Origin of the sequence: Pseudoalteromonas sp. SIMBA_162 (genome assembly GCF_046535955.1) — a bacterium.
GTDB lineage: Bacteria > Pseudomonadota > Gammaproteobacteria > Enterobacterales > Alteromonadaceae > Pseudoalteromonas > Pseudoalteromonas marina.
This window is the reverse complement of the sequence record NZ_JAWJBQ010001008.1, coordinates 1-243: the sequence shown is the minus strand read 5'-3', so window position 1 is coordinate 243 and position 243 is coordinate 1. Positions and strand designations below refer to the sequence as shown.

Here is a 243-nt window from a genome sequence, read left to right as displayed (position 1 = left end):
GTACAAACCCTCGAGTATCTACTTCTTTAGTAACGCCATCGATTACCAGTGTATCTTTTTCTTTACCATTTGAAAATGAAATTAATTTCGTAACCGCATCTGGATCTTCTTCTAAAGCTTGACGTAATTTAGTTTCATTAATTTCGATAGTACCTCCAGAAAGGTAGTTACTTGAAGTAGTAATCCCAATATTATAGAGCGTATTATACTTTGTATTTTCAATAGCAGGATTCGATTGATAGA

At 32.9% G+C, this 243-nt stretch carries 1 protein-coding gene; it reads right to left on the bottom strand.

Annotation, left to right across the window (positions count from 1 at the left end; translation table 11 throughout):
- Positions 1–243 (bottom strand): flagellar filament capping protein FliD (gene fliD / locus R0J88_RS22755; RefSeq protein WP_410901285.1); only part of this gene is annotated, 243 nt, incomplete at both ends.